We start from the raw sequence: 2,853 nt of genomic DNA on the forward strand, positions 1-2,853 counted from the left end.
ACGATTTTTCAGCACGACGGAACGGCGTAGCCTTGTTTAGTCCACCGGCATAGCCGGTGGCTTACCTGTTGGAGTTACAAGGAGAGAAGCATAGGCAAACCATCCTATGGGACTCCAGGACAGCGCACCAAGATCCTGTTGGTCTTGGTGCGACCAGCGAAACCGACATCCATACTGGTTCACCGTTCTGCTGTCAGCATCTCATTTGTTTCTGGCAAAAAACTCTGCAACGCCTCCACCACCCGTTTGAGCGGTGGAATTTGATGGTAAACAAAGCCATGTCGCTGAAACCAGTCTGACTTTTCCAACAATTCGGCCATGTCGGCCTGTTTGCTCAAGGCGCGGTCTACCCCAATCGCCAAAGCTGGCAGAGCGCTCTTGCCCTGGACCAGGGAGTGCAAACGCCGCCGCAAAATCTGTGCATGCCAGCGATGAAACAGCTCCAAATGCACCACCTGCCCACTCTGATGCTGAAAACTCCAATCCGGGATCACCCATTCTTGCCGCTGCAGCTCCAGCAAATCGGAACTCTCCGCAATCTTCCACGCGCTGACCTGCTCCGCAAACAGGGTCGCAAAACGGCTCAACTCCTCTGGCACTATATCCGCGGTCTGCTGCAGATGGGTATGCAAACCACTGCCATGGTCCAACTCCAGCAGTACCGCCCCGCTGCCCTTTTTGCCCCTGCTCGCATGTTCGCTCATCCGCGCCGGAAACTCAATATCGGCAGTGAGTTGCCACCGACTCAATAAACAGATTACCGGCAAAAAGGAGGCCAACAACACGCCATAACGACCGCTCCCCTCAAAGAGACTCAACGGCCCATCCAGATGCAAGCGATAACTCTCTGCCGTAGGCCGCTGCAGACGCACCAACAGACGAAAAAATTTTAACTGGCGAAAAAATCGACGCCGTACTCCCACATCCTTCTCTTCCATATGCAGTTGCATCGACTTGGCCCACAATAAGGGACCTTGCGCCAACGCCAAATTATAGCGCTGCAACAATGCCTCCGCCTGCAAACCCGCAAAAGAGAGAAGCTGCTGGCGATCCGGCAAATCGGCATATAATCGTGCCGCCAATTGATCGGCATCCTCCTGCATCCTCTGCCCAACCATCTGCCGATAGTGCTGCAGATCATTGCTGCCCGCCTCCTGCTCGGCAGCAGAATAAAACAGCGCTGCAGCAGTCTGAAAAACCTGCAAGCGCCTCGCAGCCCATTCGCCACTCCCCTCCTGAAACTGGCAGCGATCAAGCAATAATTTGCAGAGCCCCTTGGTCACCAATGGGGAACGCGCCCCATGAATGATCGGTAAACAGGCCTCTTGCAACTCTTCGCGGCTGCTGCCAACGGCCGCTTCAAAGGTATCATTCAACGCCCGCGCCACCTCCTGCCAGGAGCGATCCTGAACATCCAAATAGCGCGGATAGACACGCTCTCGGCGAATATCAAAACGCAACAGATCCCGTGTCAACATGGCATTTCTCTCTGTAATACAGCTCGCTGTTCCAGCAATATCTGGCGCACCCGCACGATTCGTTGCCGATAGATGGCCTCACCCAACAAGCGCCCCTGCCATCCGGCAGATTGCAAAGCCAAGATATCCACTTGTGCCGCAGCATCGCGGCACTGCAACCAGAGCTCACCCACCACATCAGCCCCCTCCTCTTGCAGGCCACGCCCCAAAATATCGGCCCGACAGGCAAGCAACACCTGCTGAAAAAAATCGGGATCACTGAATGCCCGCAAACGCTGCAACACTTTGACAACTGTTGCCGGACGCATCTGGGCAACCCGTTGCACCCGCAAATGTTCGGCAATCACCGCCAGAGCCAGCCTGCACAGCCGCTTAGGCAAACGCAACCTCTCTGCCAGACTCTGCAGCGCCAACAATCCGCTCTGCTCATGGCCAATATGGCGTGGCCACTGCTCTTTTGGCGTCAATCCCTTGCCCAGATCATGCACCAATGCGGCAAAACGCAACTCAGGATCGGCAGTCAAACGACAGGCCGCCTGCAAGGTGCAACAAGCATGTTGCCAGGCATCTCCCTCGGGATGAAAGGATGCTGCCTGCTGCACCCCACGCAAAGCTGCCAACTCTGTAAACCATACCGCCAAGGCACCACACTCTGCCAACAGAGCAAAATAGGCCACAGGATGATCGGTAAGCAGCGCTTTGCGCGTCTCTTGCCAGACCCGTTCGGGGGCCAAGCTGTGCAACTCGCCTGAATCGACTAAAGTTTTCATAAGCTGCCGCGTCTCCTCGGCCACCTGAAAACCCATCCCGGCAAAACGGGCCAAAAAACGGGCTACCCGCAAGACCCGGAGAGGATCCTCGGCAAAGGCCGGGGAGACGTGTCGCAACACCCTGTGCTGTAAATCCTGGAAACCACCATAGGGATCGATGAGCCTGCCTTCACCATCCATGGCCATGGCATTGATGGTCAAATCACGGCGCAACAGATCCTCTTCTATGGTAACGGTAGGAGAAAAAACAGTCTGAAAGCCGCGATAACCGGGAGCAATTTTTCGCTCCTGGCGGGCCAAGGCATACTCTTCACCACTTTCCGGGTGCAAAAAGACTGGAAAATCGGCGCCCACCTGTTGAAAACCGCGAGCCAGCATTCTTTCGGGAGTCTCACCCAAAACCAGCCAATCGCAATCCGGGGCAGGCAAACCCAAGAGATGGTCCCGTACCCAACCCCCAACCCGATAAAGCTGGCTTAAAGGTTCCATACACGCAGGCTCGGCAAGCGTTTGCCATAGGGAAACAAACCAGGGCAATCGCATTTGCCAATTTCCTCACTGTTGCCACAAGCGAAACTGTGCATGTCGGGCATCCGCCCTCCCAA

2 protein-coding genes are annotated in these 2,853 nt (G+C 55.6%); both read right to left on the reverse strand.

The genetic code is table 11. From position 1 onward, the window contains the following. Positions 1-179: 179 nt before the first annotated feature. Positions 180-1,478, reverse strand: coding sequence for a DUF790 family protein (locus EJP87_RS15140; RefSeq protein ID WP_130472697.1), 1,299 nt, complete (start codon positions 1,476-1,478; stop codon positions 180-182). Next, the gene (locus tag EJP87_RS15145) at positions 1,472-2,737 is read right to left on the reverse strand and encodes a multifunctional CCA addition/repair protein (RefSeq protein ID WP_130472698.1); all 1,266 of its coding nucleotides are present in this window, start codon (positions 2,735-2,737) and stop codon (positions 1,472-1,474) included. The genes EJP87_RS15140 and EJP87_RS15145 overlap by 7 nt, the downstream gene beginning before the upstream one ends. Positions 2,738-2,853 lie beyond the last annotated feature (116 nt).

Origin of the sequence: Candidatus Magnetaquicoccus inordinatus, assembly GCF_004217665.1 — a bacterium.
In the GTDB taxonomy this organism is placed as follows: domain Bacteria; phylum Pseudomonadota; class Magnetococcia; order Magnetococcales; family Magnetaquicoccaceae; genus Magnetaquicoccus; species Magnetaquicoccus inordinatus.

What these genes read in the sequence shown, in the direction of transcription:
- EJP87_RS15140 (WP_130472697.1), bottom strand. Translation starts at nt 1,478, where the DNA reads ATGTTGACACGGGATCTGTTGCGTTTTGATATTCGCCGAGAGCGTGTC.
- EJP87_RS15145 (WP_130472698.1), bottom strand. Translation starts at nt 2,737, where the DNA reads ATGGAACCTTTAAGCCAGCTTTATCGGGTTGGGGGTTGGGTACGGGAC.